The sequence below is a fragment of the Streptococcus oralis genome, from assembly GCF_965111685.1.
Taxonomy (GTDB): Bacteria; Bacillota; Bacilli; order Lactobacillales; family Streptococcaceae; genus Streptococcus; species Streptococcus oralis_B.
The window spans coordinates 602,439-616,416 of the sequence record NZ_OZ217340.1; the positions used below are offsets into that span (position 1 = coordinate 602,439).

Below are 13,978 nucleotides of genomic sequence, written 5' to 3' on the forward strand. Positions count from 1 at the left end.
GATAAAAATAAATATCAAAAAAAACATATAAGGTTTAGTTTTTTTAAATACGGATTCTTTTGAAGAGTCTTAAAATTTCCTAAAATAAGGCCTTTTAAAGGTTGTAAATAATATTATTACAAAAAGGTTACAAATTATTAAAATTAAATTAAATGCAATAATATATTTAATAATAAATTGACATTTACATTAATAGGCGGTAATATAATTAGGATGCTCAAATTAATTGATTTGAGGAATAATTTGATATAGTAATTAATATCATGAATCAAATATTATTGGAACAAAAGGAAACTATAATGAAGAAACTGAAAGTGATGGTTGTTTTTGGAACACGACCTGAAGCCATCAAAATGGCCCCTTTAGTGTTAGAATTGCAAAAAAATAGTGACAGCATTGAGACGATCACAGTTGTGACAGCTCAGCACCGTCAAATGCTTGATCAAGTTCTTGAATCTTTTAGCATAGAGCCACATTATGACCTGGATATTATGGGGAAAAATCAATCCCTCTTAGATATTACTGGAAAAATTTTAGAAAAGTTTGATCCAGTTGTTAAGCAAGAACTTCCAGATATAATTCTTGTTCATGGAGATACAACGACAACTTTTGCAGCAAGTTTAGTTGCTTTCTATAATCAGGTACGTATCGGCCATGTTGAAGCTGGATTGAGAACATTTGATAAGTATTCTCCTTTCCCAGAAGAAATGAATCGCCAGATGACTGACAATCTTGCTGATTTTTATTTTGCTCCAACTAGTGAGAGTAGAGATAATCTACTCAAGGAAAATCATCCTGAGTCTGCTATTGTCATTACGGGGAATACAGCCATTGATGCATTGAAACTCACTGTCCAATCAGACTACCATCATGAAGTTCTAGATCAATTGGATCCTTCCAAAAAGCTTGTTTTAGTAACTATGCACCGTCGTGAAAATCATGGGCAACCGATGCGTAATGTATTTACAGCTTTACGCCAAATGGTCGATATCCATTCTGAATTAGAGGTGGTCTATCCAGTTCATCTCAGTCCTGCTGTGCAAGAAGCAGCAAAGGATATTCTAGCTGGTCATGACCGCATTCACTTGATTGAACCTTTAGATGTACTTGATTTTCATAATTTGGCTTCAAGAAGCTATTTTATCATGACTGACTCTGGAGGTGTTCAGGAAGAGGCGCCTTCTCTCGGCAAACCTGTCCTTGTTCTTCGTGACACGACGGAACGTCCAGAAGGTGTTCGTGCAGGAACCTTGAAACTAGTTGGTACGGATCCAGTACGTGTCAAAGATGCTATGACAGCTCTCTTAACAGATGAAACTCTTTATAGACAAATGTCTCAGGCACCAAATCCTTATGGAGATGGAAGAGCCTCTGAACGAATCGTACAATCCATTCAACAGTACTTTGGGGGAGCGACTTCTGTATCTGAATTCAAAGGGAGGAAATAAGAAATAATGAAAAATTGGAGTCGATTTAAAAACTGGCTTATGGCTTTGCTTGCTTGTGAGGTCATTCTTTTGATGCTTTGTTTTTTGTATGCTCGAGCAATCATTTTAGAACAAATCTTGTTTTTAGCTTTAGCCTTGTTTGCAGTGTTGGTATTATCTGACCTTTTGCTTACTTGGACCCTTATCTTAGCATTTGGTTTTGGACTTATCGTTTTGGTTGCGGGTGTGGTTTATATCCCAATCATTCAATTGATCTTCTTATTAATCAGTTTTCCTCTTTTGATTGGGATTCTACTTAAGGTTCGTTATTATTTCTTCAAGGTGGTCTCAAAGGTCCAAGAACAGGAAGACGCAGCTCGAGTAGATTACCATGCTATGGTAACTGAACAAAGTGATGTGACGGTTCAATCTCTATTGCTTCATTGGGCACATGAAGATTTGTTCTTCCAGATTAAACCGAAAGAACATAACCAGATGCTCAGTCGTATTCAAGAGGTAATTGCTCAGGAATTGAGTTACAACGATAAACTCTATTACGTTTCAGATGGGAATTTTCTTGTTTTATCTAATAGTAGTCAAGATTCTTTGAAGCAACTCTATTTGAATGGTCTGCAGGAGAAACTAGGCAGTTTAGTTTTTCATGGAGAAGATGGCAATCAAGGAATTCAATTCCAAATAGGGTATTTGGAGATTAACTCTGATAATAAGGATAAATACCAAGACTACGCAGATGTTGCCAGTCATCTCAAACGTCAACTAGAGACAGATGTAATTGTAGAATATTAGGAGGGAAACATGACTTTAACCGAACTATTTTTTGGTATTGCTTTGGGACTCAGTCTCGTTTTTGGCATTTGTTTTGTCATACTATTTATTGCTTATAATGTACTTTACCATCGAGTGAATAAAAATTTTAAGGCGGTGAATCATGATTAGTCAAATCTTAATGATTTTTACCTTGCTTACAATTTGGATTTCTCTAGCTTGGGGCTTGGTAATTCTCTTTTCTGCAGTACACTTTTGGTTTAAACATAGTGATTTTCGTGTAGACACTTCGCCGCTACCTTATTATCCTAAGGTTACCATTGTCGTACCTGCCCATAATGAGGATGTGGTTATTGCCCAAACGGCAAAAGCTATCTTGGATATGAACTATCCTCACGACCGTGTGGAATTGCTCTTGTTTGCGGATAACTGTTCGGATAACACCTATGCAGAATGTTTGTCTGTTCAAGCCCTGCCTGAATATGCAGAAAGAAATCTGACTATTATCGACCGTACTGGTACGGGAGGAAAAGCGGGTGTTCTAAACGATGCTTTAGAGATGGCAACAGGTGAATACATCTGTGTCTATGATGCGGATGCCATGCCTGAAAAAAATGCCCTATATTTCCTTGTGAAAGAAGTGATGAAGGATCCTGAACGCCATGTGGCATCTTTCGGTCGAAACAAGACTCGAAATGCCAATCAAAATTTCTTGACACGTTGTATCAACCAAGAAATCGTTGTTACTCAGCGCGTGCACCACGTTGGGATGTGGCATCTCTTTAAAATTGGGCGTATCCCAGGAACCAACTTTATCATTCAAACCGACTTTGTAAAGAGTATCGGTGGTTGGAAAAATGGTGCCTTAACCGAGGATACAGATATTTCCTTCAAAATCATGCAGAGTGGTAAATTGATTGCCCTTGCCTATAATTCGGAGGCTTTCCAACAAGAACCTGAAACCTTAAAGAGTTACTATATGCAGCGTAAACGTTGGGCGAAAGGAAATTATGAAGTTGTCCTCTCGAACTTTAAGCATTTATTTGGTAGAGCAAACTGGCGTGTTAAATTAGAAGTTTTTAACTATTCGTGTGTTTTCTTTTGGTTTAACTTTGCCATTGTTCTATCGGATTTGATTTTCCTAGCGAATGTGCTAGCAATCTGTCTTAACCTTTTCTTCCCAGATATCAGGGTTCCGTTCGCTTTTGATGCGGACAATATCTACATTGCCCAGCTCATGCTCTTCAACTGGATTCTCATGATTGGTCTCTATTTGATGCAAATTATGACGGCATTAGCAAGTCAGTTTGGACAAGCGACGACAAAACAAATCTGGTTAGCCTTGGCAGCCTATTTCTCTTACGCACAGATGTTTATCGTTGTATCCATTGATTCCATTTCTTCAATCGTGCTGGATAAAGTACTCCGCCGAAAAGAAACCAAGTGGGTTAAAACCAAGCGATTTGCAGGATAGGAGGATTTATGAAAACGAATAAATTAAAATATGTATGGTTTGTGCTCATCCTTTCTATCTTTTGTTTAACCTTGTTTTTAGCAAGAGGAAGGACTAAAATCGAAATGCGTAATCGAATTTACAGCCAATGGAGCCAACAGTTCCTTGTTACAAAAGGCGATCAGTCTTATGTTCGTACGACGAATGATTCGGTGGGAACAACAGTTCTATCTGAAGCCCAAAGTTACGGCATGCTCATAACGGTTTTAGCAGCCCAAAAAGGGCAAGCGACACAAGCAGATTTTGAGAATCTTTATCGCTATTACCAAAATCATCGTATCGAGGGAACGCAGTTGATGTCTTGGAAGCAAGTTCTAAAAAATGAGAGTGAAACGGTTGAGAAGCAAAACGCAACCGATGGTGATCTCTATATCGCTTATTCTTTGATTGAAGCTGCCAAGCAGTGGCCGGATAAGGCGCAGGAATACCAAGAGCAAGCTAAAAAAATCTTAGAAGATATTCTTAAGTACAACTATAATGAAGAGACAGGGGTCCTAACAGTAGGAAACTGGGCAAACAAGGATTCCGATTATTATTACTTGATGCGGACGTCTGATACTCTTCCTCACTATTTCCAGTCTTTCTATGACCTGACTGGAAACAAACAGTGGCTAGATGTTAAGGATAAGATGCTTGGGCAATTGGAGCAAATCAGTTCTCATTCTGATACGGGTCTCTTGCCAGACTTTATCTGGGCTGAGAAGTCAGGGGCGCGCCTTGTTGATGCCAACACTATCGAATCTCAATACGATGGAGCGTATTCTTATAACGCTTGTCGTTTGCCTTATCACTTGTCACAGAGCCAGGATGAAAGAAGCCAAAAACTCGTTCAAAAGATGATGGATTTCTTTATGAAGGAGCAACGTATTTATGCTGGTTATGACTTGAATGGAACGGCCCTCAATCAATACCAGGCAGGTAGTTTTTTGGCCCCGATTACCTATGCGTCTGACAAGGGAGAAGGTTATCTGAAACTTCTTCAGCAAAATAAATACATTTTCACACAAGATTTACCTTTGGACAACTACTATGATGCAACGATGATTACCATGATTGCTCTAGAGATGTTCTAAGATGAAAAGAGAGGGCTAGTTTTACTGGCTCTCTTTTTGATAGGATTTTCATCTTTTTTCAAAAAAGGAATTTCATCAGCTTTATGGTATAATGGAAAGAGTGATGGAAAAGAGGTAGAGAGATGGATGCGAAATTAAAATACAAGGCAAAGAAGATTAAAATCGTCTTTTTTGATATCGATGATACCTTGCGTACGTCAAAGACAGGTTTTATTCCAGCTACAATTCCCACTGTCTTTAAACAGTTGCGTGAAAAAGGAATTTTAACAGGAATCGCCTCTGGGCGTGGTATTTTCGGTGTTGTTCCAGAGATTCGTGAGCTCAAGCCGGACTTTTTTGTAACCCTAAATGGGGCCTATATTGAAGATAAAAAAGGCCAGGTCATTTATCAGCATCAGATTGAGAAGTTAGATGTTGAGGAGTATGTCTCTTGGACCAAGCGTGAGGGAATTGAATATGGCTTGGTTGGCAGTCATGACGCCAAACTCTCCACTCGAACAGAACTGATCAGTGAGGCTATTGATCCCATTTATCCAAACTTGGATGTGGATCCAGATTTTCATGAAAAAGCGGACATTTACCAGATGTGGACCTTTGAGGAAAAAGGGGATGACTTGCACCTACCAGAGTCTTTATCAGATAAACTTCGCATGGTGCGTTGGCATGAACATTCATCTGATATCGTGCCGATTTCAGGTTCAAAAGCCACTGGTGTAGCCAAGGTGGTGGACCATTTAGGCTTGAAACCAGAGAATGTCATGGTCTTTGGTGATGGTCTCAATGACTTGGAACTCTTTGATTATGCTGGAATCAGCATTGCTATGGGTGTTTCCCACGAAAAGATCAAAGAAAAAGCAGATTATATTACAAAAACAGTAGAAGAAGATGGCATTTTTGATGCCTTAGAAGGATTTGGTATGGTAGAAAAAGAATTGCATTTCCCACAAGTAGACATTGAAACAGTAGAAGGTCCGTTGGCGACTATTAAGACAAATTACGGAGACTTGCGTATCAAGCTCTTCCCTGAACATGCTCCCAAAACAGTAGCCAACTTTGTTGCTCTGTCAAAAGACGGTTACTATGATGGTGTAATTTTCCACCGAATTATCAAGGACTTTATGATCCAAGGTGGAGACCCAACTGGTACTGGTATGGGGGGAGAATCAATTTACGGCGACTCTTTTGAAGATGAATTTTCTGAAGAACTTTATAATATCCGTGGTGCCCTTTCTATGGCCAATGCGGGTCCAAATACCAATGGTAGCCAGTTCTTTATCGTGCAAAACCAACACTTGCCGTACTCTAAGAAAGAGATTGCGCGTGGTGGCTGGCCTGAACCAATCGCTGAGATCTATGCAGAACAAGGTGGAACTCCTCACCTTGACCGCCGCCATTCTGTTTTTGGGCAATTGGTAGATGCAGAATCGTTTGCTGTCTTAGATACCATTGCAGCTGTTGAGACTGGTGCAATGGACAAACCAGTTGAAGATGTAGTAATTGAAACGATTGAAATAGAGGACTAGAATGAAAATTGGTGATAAGCTAACTGGGCGTATTACAGGAATTCAGCCCTATGGTGCCTTTGTTGAGTTAGAGACAGGGGTGACAGGGCTGATTCACATCTCGGAGATTCGGACGGGATTTATTGAGAATATCTATGACATTTTAAAAATTGGCGATGAAGTCCAAGTTCAGGTGGTGGATTTTGACGAATACACTGGGAAGGCCAGTCTTTCTATCCGTACCTTGGAAGAGGAAAAACATCAATTGCCAAGACGGAGACGTTTTTCTAATGATCGGATCAAGCACGGTTTTGCTCCTCTTGCTCGAATGATGCCTGTTTGGACGCGTGAGGCACTTGAGCATTTAAAGAAGAAGCCATAAATACGATTATCTAAAATATTTGTAATATTAATATCGTTTGTTATAATAAAAGTATGAAAGAAGAACAATTATTAAAATCAGGAGAGCGAATCAACCAGCTCTTTTCGACAGATATCAAGATTATCCAAAATAGAGAGGTGTTTAGCTATTCAGTGGATAGTGTTCTCTTGTCACGCTTTCCACGCTTTCCTAAAAATGGCTTAATTGTGGATTTTTGTGCTGGCAATGGTGCAGTAGGACTTTTTGCTAGTTCACGTACTCAGGCGCGGATAATATCTGTAGAAATTCAGGCGCGCTTGGCGGATATGGCAGAGCGTTCGGTTCGGTTGAATGGCTTGGAAGAGCAGATGCAGGTTATTTGCGATGATTTGAAAAATATGCCTACTCATATCCAAGGAAGTAAGGTGGATATGATTTTGTGCAATCCGCCTTATTTCAAGGTGGATCCGCATTCTAATCTCAACGAGAGTGAACACTACCTTCTGGCCAGACACGAAATTACGACTAACTTGAAAGAAATCTGTCGAAGTGCTCAAAGTATTCTCAAGTCTAATGGCCGTTTGGCTATGGTTCATCGTCCTGATCGACTTTTGGATATTCTAGACATGCTTCAACGCCACAATTTAGCACCCAAGCGCCTGCAATTTGTCTATCCTAAACGAGAAAAGGAAGCCAATATGCTTTTAATCGAAGCTATCAAAGATGGGTCTATTAGTGGCTTCAAGGTCTTGCCACCACTCATCGTTCACAATGATGATGGTTCCTACACACCAGAAATTCAAGAGATTTACTATGGATCATAAGGCCTATATGTATGTGGTAGAGTGTCGTGATGGTTCTTACTATACAGGCTATACAACGGATGTGAAGAGACGCCTTGCCGTTCATAATAGTGGTAAGGGAGCCAAGTATACCCGAGCTCGCTTGCCAGTCAAACTCATCTATGCTCAAGGTTTTGCCAGTAAGGAAGAAGCCATGTCTGCAGAGGCTCTCCTCAAACGTAAGAAAAGACCACAGAAAGAACGATTTTTATCCGAAAATCAAGAAAAAAATCTAGTTAACGATATTGATGTCTAAGGAGGAGTCTTTTGACTCCTCTTACTTTTGTCAAAAGAAGAAAAAAGTGCTAAAATAAGATGAATAAATTTAAAGAGGTATTATCATGTCTAAGATTCTAGTATTTGGTCACCAAAATCCAGACTCAGATGCCATCGGATCATCTGTAGCCTTTGCTTACCTTGCAAAAGAGGCGTATGGATTGGACACAGAAGCTGTAGCACTTGGAACTCCTAATGAAGAAACAGCTTTTGTTTTGAACTATTTTGGTGTAGAAGCACCACGCGTCATCACATCTGCTAAAGCAGAAGGTGCAGAGCAAGTCATCTTGACTGACCACAATGAATTCCAACAATCAGTGTCAGATATTGCTGAAGTAGAAGTTTACGGAGTTGTGGATCACCACCGTGTGGCTAATTTTGAAACTGCCAGCCCACTTTACATGCGTTTGGAACCAGTTGGATCAGCGTCTTCTATCGTTTACCGCATGTTCAAAGAGCATGGTGTAGCTGTTCCTAAAGAAATCGCAGGTTTGATGCTTTCAGGTTTGATTTCAGATACTCTTCTTTTGAAATCACCAACAACTCACCCATCTGATAAAGTCATTGCTCCAGAATTGGCAGAATTGGCTGGCGTCAACTTGGAAGAGTACGGTCTTGCTATGCTCAAGGCTGGTACAAACTTGGCAAGCAAATCTGCTGAAGAATTGATTGATATCGATGCTAAGACATTTGAACTCAACGGAAAAAAGGTTCGTGTTGCCCAAGTGAATACAGTTGATATTGCTGAAGTCTTGGAACGCCAAGCTGAAATCGAAGCAGCAATGCAAGCAGCTAATGCAGCAAACGGCTACTCTGACTTTGTCTTGATGATTACAGACATCGTCAATTCCAACTCAGAAATTTTGGCTCTTGGATCAAACATGGACAAGGTAGAAGCAGCCTTCAACTTCAAACTTGAAAACAACCATTCTTTCCTTCCAGGTGCTGTTTCACGTAAGAAACAAGTGGTGCCTCAGTTGACTGAGAGCTTTAATGGGTAATTCTTAAGGAATATTTGGAACTGTTAATTTTACTATTTATAGAAGGTGATAGCATGATGCGATTGATTGAAGAACTGCGCTTTTTAGTTGAGATTGTCGCAATTCTTGGTCTTTTCTCCGTGTCTGTGATACAAATTTCTTGGCTGGAAAAATTCCTATTTTTTCTTCTAGCAGTTCTATTAATCTTTTTTTGGGCGCGATATATGGCACCAAAATCTCCACATGCTTTTAAAAAATGGCATCGCCTCGTTGCTGAGACATCGATTTTTATTTTGGTTAGTGGTAGTTTTTGGTTTTTGTATGGATTGCAAATAGGAATCCTATACTTAGCTCTGTCTTTTGGAAGTTTGGTGCTACTTTATTATTTTCAGCTAGAGTGATTTTTAGAGTATAGTTAATGAATTATTTTAATGGTAATCATTTGACTAGAGATTGACACGAGAAAACGATGTTTTCCTTATAGCTAAAGGGGTTTCGGCTCCTTTTTTTCTAGGAGAGAAAGATGTTAGAAAATGGCGATTTGATTTTTGTGAAGGACCTTTCAGATATGGGGCAGGCCATCCAGGCTTCTACGGGGAACTATAGTCATGTAGCCATCTTTTTGGATGGATTGATCTACCATGCTAGTGGGCAAGCAGGTGTTATTTGTCAAGAACCGGCTGAATTTTTTGAACCAACTCATCTCTACGATCTTTATGTATATCCAGAGCTGAAAGCTGACTTGGTAAAGGAGAGAGCTAGCAAACATTTAGGTGCACCCTATAATGCCTCTTTTTATCCAGATGGGTCTGGCTTTTATTGCTCCCAGTATATCGCTGAAATCCTACCGATTTTTGAAACTATTCCCATGAAATTTGGGGACGGGGAGCAGGAGATCAGTGATTTTTGGAGGGACTATTACAGCAAACTCGAACTTCCTGTGCCACTGAACCAGCCAGGGACCAATCCTAGTCAACTAGCAGCATCCCCTCTTTTTGAATGTAAAGAAAGGAATCTTCATGATTCAGATTTTTAATCCCTCCCGTTTGACTCGACAGCCATTTTTTATAGATTTGGTGGACTATCTGGACCAGCATGATGATGTGATCCTCCGAGAAATCAAGGCCCAGTTTCCAGATGTGGCAGTTGATAAACTCATGGAAGAGTATATAAAGGCAGGTTTGATCCTAAGGAAAAACAAACGTTATTCCCTTAATCTCCCTTTTCTAGAATCAATTGATGACCTAACACTTGACCAAGAAATTTTTATCAGAGAAGATAGCCCAGTCTATCAAGCCTTGCTGAAGAAGACTTTTGAGACAGAATTGCGCAATCAAACTAATGAAGCTATTTTAGTCGAATCTACGGACTTTGCGCGGACAAAAATGACACTGTCCAATTATTTCTACAAGGTCAAACAACAGTATCCTTTGACGGGAAAACAGCAGGAACTTTATGCTATTTTAGGAGATGTCAATGCTGAGTATGCTCTCAAATATATGACGACTTTTTTTCTGAAGTTTCTCAAAAAAGATCAATTAATTCAGAAACGGCGTGATATCTTTGTGGACAGTTTAGTCGTTCTAGGCTATATTGTTCAAAATGAAGCTGGAAAGTATGAGTTGGCTGTTGATTTCGACAAGGAACGGTTGACTTTCTATTTACTTTAATTGCTTCATTTTGAGCAAATTATTTGACTTTGATAAAGAATAAGAATAAACTGAATGTAAGCGATAACGTTTATCGTATTAAAAGTTAAAAGCAAAGGAGACAGAGCTATGTCACTTGAGAATAAATTGGATCAAGCAACTGGTGCTATCAAAGAAGGATTTGGTGAAGTTACTGGCGATAGCAAGACAGAAGCAGAAGGTACTGTAGAAAAAACAGTTGCGAAAGCAAAAGAAGTTGTTGAGGATGCTAAAGGTGCTGTAGAAGGTGCCGTTGAAGGTCTTAAAAATTCATTTAAGAAAGAAGACTAAAAAAATCAAGGGAATGTTTCCCTTGATTTTTTTATAGATAACGTTCTGCGATAGCTGCGTCTCCAGGATAGTCTTCTTTCTTTCCTTGGACGATTTGGTAACAATCAGCTCCCTTACCTGCAATAATCACAGCATCGAGTTCTTGATTTGTGATGACCATCGCCGCCTTGATAGCTTCTTCACGATCAGCAATCTTTTCAACAGGATGACTGATGTAGCTGCTGATTTCATCTGCAATGGCCATTGGATCTTCATAGTTGGGGTCATCAGCGGTGAGAAAGACTTGAATCTCAGGATGTTGATTGAGGAGGAGACCGAAGTCTTTGCGACGACTTTCACCCTTGTTTCCAGTCGAACCGAGAACCAGAGCAATTTTTCCAGTTTGATGGGTTTCAACCACATTGATGAGTTTCTTCAGACTGTCACCATTGTGGGCGTAGTCGATGAAGATCTTAGCTCCATTTTTCTGAGTGAGGACTTCCATACGTCCAGGAACTCGGGTTGCAGCGATTCCTTTTTTGATGTCCTCCAGACTAGCACCTAGACGGAGGCAAGCAAGTCCTGCGGCAACAGCATTTTCTTGGTTAAAGTGTCCAATCAACTGGATATCATAATCTCCAGCGAGTTTACCTGTAGCTGAAAAGCTAAAGGCTTTGGAATTCTCGATTTGGTTGCTCGACTGACTACCGTAGAAATCATGGTCTTGATCTTCTACTTGTTCTTTCAAAACAGAAAAGTGGTCCATGTCGCTGTTAATGACAACTGCTCGGCTATTTTCCATCAAGAGACGCTTGTGGTAGAAGTAATCCTCAAGACTAGGATGCTCAATCGGACCGATATGGTCAGGACTGATATTGAGAAACACTCCTACATCGAAAGTGAGGCCGTAGACTCGCTTAACCAAGTATGCTTGACTGGAGACTTCCATGATGAGATGGGTTCTTCCGTTATGAACAGCTTGAGCCATCATATCAAAGAGATCGATACTTTCAGGAGTTGTGAGTGCAGACTTAAAGAAGGTCTTACCATCTAAGGTTGTATTCATAGTAGACAACATAGCTGGGCGATGATGTTGAGCCAAGATGTTATAGGCAAAGTAGGCTGCAGTTGTCTTCCCTTTGGTTCCTGTGAAGGCGAGAATTTTGAGTTTTTCTTGTGGATTACCATAAAATTCCATGGCAATCAAACTCATGGCTTTCTTAATGTCGTTCACGATAATAGCAGGAATACCGACCTCGAAGTCTTGCTCAGCTATATACCAACCCAGTCCTTGTGAGATAGCGGAGAGGAGGAATTCTTTTTTGAAAGAAGCTCCCTTAACAAAAAACAGGCTTCGCTCTTTAACTTTACGGCTGTCGTAACTGATACTGTCAAAATCGACATCACTGTAATTGTAGTAGTAGCTTCCCTGATCAATAATCTCACGGAAGAGACCATTTTTCTTTAAAATATCTAATACGGTTTCAATCTTTATCATACTTTCTATTGTAAACCGAAAGTCTGAATTTTACAAGTAACAAGGAAAAGTTTATAATGGAATATAAGGAACTTTTCCTAGTTATAAAAATTGAATGAGGAAGCTATGTCTAACGAAAACAATCACCAGCAAGCCCAGATGTTGCGAGGGACTGCTTGGCTAACAGCTAGTAACTTTATTAGTCGCCTCCTTGGTGCTATCTACATTATTCCTTGGTATATCTGGATGGGGACTTATGCCGCTAAGGCAAATGGACTCTTTACTATGGGATACAATATTTATGCTTGGTTCTTGCTGATTTCAACAGCGGGTATCCCAGTTGCGGTCGCAAAACAAGTGGCTAAATACAATACCATGCGAGAAGAAGAACACAGCTTTGCCTTGATTCGGAGTTTCCTAGGATTTATGACTGGCTTGGGACTGGTCTTTGCCTTGGTCTTGTATCTCTTTTCTCCCTGGTTAGCAGATTTATCAGGTGTGGGGAAAGAATTGATACCTATCATGCAGAGTTTGGCATGGGCGGTCTTGATTTTCCCGTCCATGAGCGTCATCCGAGGCTTCTTCCAAGGGATGAACAACCTCAAGCCTTATGCTATGAGCCAAATCGCTGAGCAGGTGATTCGTGTCATCTGGATGTTGATGGCGACCTTCTTCATTATGAAGATGGGTTCTGGTGACTACTTATCAGCAGTTACCCAGTCGACCTTTGCGGCTTTTGTGGGGATGGTGGCTAGTTTTCTAGTCCTGATCTACTTTCTTGCCCAAGAAGGTTTGCTCAAAAGAGTATTTGAAACACGGGATAAAATCAATAGTAAGCGACTCTTAGTCGATACCATCAAGGAAGCCATTCCCTTTATCCTGACAGGATCAGCCATCCAGCTTTTCCAAATCTTGGACCAGATGACTTTTATCAGAAGCATGACTTGGTTTACCAACTATAGCAATGAAGACTTGGTTGTTATGTTTTCTTATTTCTCTGCCAATCCGAATAAAATTACCATGATTTTAATCTCTGTAGGAGTTTCCATTGGTAGTGTTGGCTTGCCACTTTTGACGGAGAATTATGTAAAAGGTGACTTGCAGGCAGCAGCTCGCCTAGTTCAAGATAGTATGACCATGCTCATCTTATTCTTGCTGCCAGCAACGGTCGGAGTCGTCATGGTAGGAGAACCGCTCTACACAGTCTTTTATGGTAAGCCAGATAGTCTGGCTATGGGCTTATTTGTCTTTGCAGTTTTGCAGTCTACTATCCTAGGCTTGTATATGGTCTTGTCTCCTATGCTTCAGGCCATGTTCCGAAACCGAAAGGCAGTGCTTTACTTTGTCTATGGTTCCCTTGCTAAGATCGTCTTGCAATTGCCAACCATTGCTATTTTCCACAGCTACGGTCCCTTGATTTCAACGACTATCGGCTTGATTATTCCAAATGTCCTGATGTACCGAGACATCTGCCAGGTAACGGGTGCTCGTAGAAAGATTATCTTGAAACGGACTATTTTGATTACCATCTTGACCCTTGTTATGTTTATCCTAGTTGGCTTCTTGCAGTGGCTGCTTGGTTTTGTCTTCCAACCAAGTGGACGTTTCTGGAGTTTCCTTTATGTGGCTCTCATCGGAGGTCTTGGAGGAGGTCTGTATGGTTTGATGAGCCTACGGACACGCCTTTTAGACAAGATAATTGGCCAAGCTCAAGCAGACCGACTACGTACACGGTTGAAAATATCGTAAAAAGATTTATAAATAAAAGTAATGAATTTAACCT

The 13,978-nt window shown here is 40.2% G+C and carries 15 protein-coding genes; 14 read left to right on the top strand and 1 reads right to left on the bottom strand.

Annotation, left to right across the window (positions count from 1 at the left end):
- Window positions 1-299 precede the first annotated feature (299 nt).
- From wecB to ACLV7H_RS03320, 13 genes are all read left to right on the top strand, one after another.
- Window positions 300-1,448: a non-hydrolyzing UDP-N-acetylglucosamine 2-epimerase gene (gene wecB / locus ACLV7H_RS03260; RefSeq protein WP_411866350.1), complete on the top strand. Its 1,149-nt coding sequence runs from the start codon at window positions 300-302 to the stop codon at window positions 1,446-1,448.
- A gap of 6 nt (window positions 1,449-1,454) precedes the next feature.
- On the top strand, window positions 1,455-2,234 hold the full coding sequence (locus tag ACLV7H_RS03265) for a hypothetical protein (RefSeq protein ID WP_411866351.1): 780 nt from the start codon (window positions 1,455-1,457) through the stop codon (window positions 2,232-2,234).
- Window positions 2,235-2,376: 142 nt separating this feature from the next.
- Complete coding sequence (locus ACLV7H_RS03270) at window positions 2,377-3,687, top strand: glycosyltransferase family 2 protein (protein ID WP_411866352.1); 1,311 nt, start codon at window positions 2,377-2,379, stop codon at window positions 3,685-3,687.
- Window positions 3,688-3,695: 8 nt separating this feature from the next.
- Window positions 3,696-4,799 carry a glycosyl hydrolase family 8 gene (locus ACLV7H_RS03275; RefSeq protein WP_411866353.1) on the top strand — a complete coding sequence of 368 codons (1,104 nt, stop codon included), beginning with the start codon at window positions 3,696-3,698 and terminating at the stop codon, window positions 4,797-4,799.
- 122 nt (window positions 4,800-4,921) lie between these two features.
- Window positions 4,922-6,322, top strand: a complete 1,401-nt coding sequence (locus ACLV7H_RS03280) for a bifunctional Cof-type HAD-IIB family hydrolase/peptidylprolyl isomerase (protein ID WP_411866354.1) — start codon at window positions 4,922-4,924, stop codon at window positions 6,320-6,322.
- Between the two features lies 1 nt (window position 6,323).
- The gene (locus tag ACLV7H_RS03285) at window positions 6,324-6,683 is read left to right on the top strand and encodes a S1 RNA-binding domain-containing protein (RefSeq protein ID WP_000689618.1); all 360 of its coding nucleotides are present in this window, start codon (window positions 6,324-6,326) and stop codon (window positions 6,681-6,683) included.
- 53 nt (window positions 6,684-6,736) lie between these two features.
- The gene (locus ACLV7H_RS03290) at window positions 6,737-7,486 is read left to right on the top strand and encodes a tRNA1(Val) (adenine(37)-N6)-methyltransferase (protein ID WP_411866355.1); all 750 of its coding nucleotides are present in this window, start codon (window positions 6,737-6,739) and stop codon (window positions 7,484-7,486) included.
- Window positions 7,476-7,760: a GIY-YIG nuclease family protein gene (locus tag ACLV7H_RS03295; protein WP_268702947.1), complete on the top strand. Its 285-nt coding sequence runs from the start codon at window positions 7,476-7,478 to the stop codon at window positions 7,758-7,760. Before ACLV7H_RS03290 ends, ACLV7H_RS03295 begins: the two co-directional genes overlap by 11 nt.
- A gap of 85 nt (window positions 7,761-7,845) precedes the next feature.
- The gene (locus ACLV7H_RS03300; RefSeq protein ID WP_045592228.1) at window positions 7,846-8,781 is read left to right on the top strand and encodes a manganese-dependent inorganic pyrophosphatase; all 936 of its coding nucleotides are present in this window, start codon (window positions 7,846-7,848) and stop codon (window positions 8,779-8,781) included.
- Window positions 8,782-8,834: 53 nt separating this feature from the next.
- The gene (locus ACLV7H_RS03305; protein ID WP_045592226.1) at window positions 8,835-9,161 is read left to right on the top strand and encodes a DUF2568 domain-containing protein; all 327 of its coding nucleotides are present in this window, start codon (window positions 8,835-8,837) and stop codon (window positions 9,159-9,161) included.
- A 122-nt stretch (window positions 9,162-9,283) separates the two neighbouring features.
- On the top strand, window positions 9,284-9,796 hold the full coding sequence (locus tag ACLV7H_RS03310; protein ID WP_045592224.1) for a YiiX/YebB-like N1pC/P60 family cysteine hydrolase: 513 nt from the start codon (window positions 9,284-9,286) through the stop codon (window positions 9,794-9,796).
- Entirely contained in the window at window positions 9,780-10,430 is a 651-nt protein-coding gene (locus ACLV7H_RS03315) for a DUF1803 domain-containing protein (protein WP_045592221.1), read from the top strand. The genes ACLV7H_RS03310 and ACLV7H_RS03315 overlap by 17 nt, the downstream gene beginning before the upstream one ends.
- A gap of 108 nt (window positions 10,431-10,538) precedes the next feature.
- A complete protein-coding gene (locus ACLV7H_RS03320; RefSeq protein ID WP_045592219.1) occupies window positions 10,539-10,739 on the top strand; it encodes a CsbD family protein in 201 nt (66 codons plus the stop codon).
- Between the two features lie 31 nt (window positions 10,740-10,770).
- On the opposite strand, the gene ACLV7H_RS03325 is transcribed toward ACLV7H_RS03320, so the two are convergent.
- On the bottom strand, window positions 10,771-12,216 hold the full coding sequence (locus ACLV7H_RS03325) for a UDP-N-acetylmuramoyl-L-alanyl-D-glutamate--L-lysine ligase (protein ID WP_045592216.1): 1,446 nt from the start codon (window positions 12,214-12,216) through the stop codon (window positions 10,771-10,773).
- A 105-nt stretch (window positions 12,217-12,321) separates the two neighbouring features.
- Between ACLV7H_RS03325 and ACLV7H_RS03330 the strand changes: the two genes are divergently transcribed.
- Window positions 12,322-13,944 carry an oligosaccharide flippase family protein gene (locus tag ACLV7H_RS03330; RefSeq protein ID WP_411866356.1) on the top strand — a complete coding sequence of 541 codons (1,623 nt, stop codon included), beginning with the start codon at window positions 12,322-12,324 and terminating at the stop codon, window positions 13,942-13,944.
- Window positions 13,945-13,978 lie beyond the last annotated feature (34 nt).

Coding starts and splice junctions, on each gene's coding strand:
- ACLV7H_RS03310 (WP_045592224.1), top strand. CDS start 9,284: ATGTTAGAAAATGGCGATTTGATTTTTGTGAAGGACCTTTCAGATATG.
- ACLV7H_RS03305 (WP_045592226.1), top strand. CDS start 8,835: ATGATGCGATTGATTGAAGAACTGCGCTTTTTAGTTGAGATTGTCGCA.
- ACLV7H_RS03265 (WP_411866351.1), top strand. CDS start 1,455: ATGAAAAATTGGAGTCGATTTAAAAACTGGCTTATGGCTTTGCTTGCT.
- ACLV7H_RS03295 (WP_268702947.1), top strand. CDS start 7,476: ATGGATCATAAGGCCTATATGTATGTGGTAGAGTGTCGTGATGGTTCT.
- wecB (WP_411866350.1), top strand. CDS start 300: ATGAAGAAACTGAAAGTGATGGTTGTTTTTGGAACACGACCTGAAGCC.
- ACLV7H_RS03325 (WP_045592216.1), bottom strand. CDS start 12,216: ATGATAAAGATTGAAACCGTATTAGATATTTTAAAGAAAAATGGTCTC.
- ACLV7H_RS03290 (WP_411866355.1), top strand. CDS start 6,737: ATGAAAGAAGAACAATTATTAAAATCAGGAGAGCGAATCAACCAGCTC.
- ACLV7H_RS03315 (WP_045592221.1), top strand. CDS start 9,780: ATGATTCAGATTTTTAATCCCTCCCGTTTGACTCGACAGCCATTTTTT.
- ACLV7H_RS03285 (WP_000689618.1), top strand. CDS start 6,324: ATGAAAATTGGTGATAAGCTAACTGGGCGTATTACAGGAATTCAGCCC.
- ACLV7H_RS03330 (WP_411866356.1), top strand. CDS start 12,322: ATGTCTAACGAAAACAATCACCAGCAAGCCCAGATGTTGCGAGGGACT.
- ACLV7H_RS03300 (WP_045592228.1), top strand. CDS start 7,846: ATGTCTAAGATTCTAGTATTTGGTCACCAAAATCCAGACTCAGATGCC.
- ACLV7H_RS03275 (WP_411866353.1), top strand. CDS start 3,696: ATGAAAACGAATAAATTAAAATATGTATGGTTTGTGCTCATCCTTTCT.
- ACLV7H_RS03270 (WP_411866352.1), top strand. CDS start 2,377: ATGATTAGTCAAATCTTAATGATTTTTACCTTGCTTACAATTTGGATT.
- ACLV7H_RS03320 (WP_045592219.1), top strand. CDS start 10,539: ATGTCACTTGAGAATAAATTGGATCAAGCAACTGGTGCTATCAAAGAA.
- ACLV7H_RS03280 (WP_411866354.1), top strand. CDS start 4,922: ATGGATGCGAAATTAAAATACAAGGCAAAGAAGATTAAAATCGTCTTT.